This is a genomic window from Streptococcus sp. DD04, from assembly GCF_001578725.1.
Classification (GTDB): Bacteria; Bacillota; Bacilli; order Lactobacillales; family Streptococcaceae; genus Streptococcus; species Streptococcus sinensis.
The window spans coordinates 1-466 of record NZ_KQ969000.1; the positions used below are offsets into that span (position 1 = coordinate 1).

At 48.9% G+C, this 466-nt stretch carries 1 protein-coding gene; it reads right to left on the reverse strand.

What is annotated here, in order from left to right; all coding sequences use genetic code 11:
• A partial coding sequence (locus STRDD04_RS10240; RefSeq protein WP_156469094.1) for an ABC transporter ATP-binding protein occupies positions 1 to 466 on the reverse strand: 466 nt, incomplete at both ends.

Here is a 466-nt window from a genome sequence, read left to right on the forward strand (position 1 = left end):
GAAATTTCTTGGAACATCTGCCGCTCGGTCTTGTCACCGCGGAAGATTTGATTATAAAGAATCCCATCCTTGATAAAGAGCACCCGCTTGGCCCGACTGGCAGCTGAAGTCGAGTGGGTTACCATGAGAATGGTCTGGCCGCGGTCATTGATATCGTCAAAGACATCCAAAAGAGCAGCCGAAGACTTGGAATCCAAGGCTCCTGTTGGTTCATCCGCCAGCAAAATCTCAGGATCTGTGATGATGGCCCGAGCTACTGCAACCCGTTGCTTCTGGCCACCGGAAATCTCATAAGGAAACTTCTCTTGCAGCTTGTTAATCCCCAGCTCATTGCAGGTCGTAACCAGCTTTTGCATCATCTCGGTAATGGGACGGCGAGATAGGACCAGTGGCAGGAGAATATTATCCTTGACTGATAGGGTGTCCAACAGATTAAAGTCCTGAAAGACAAAGCCTAATTTCTCTC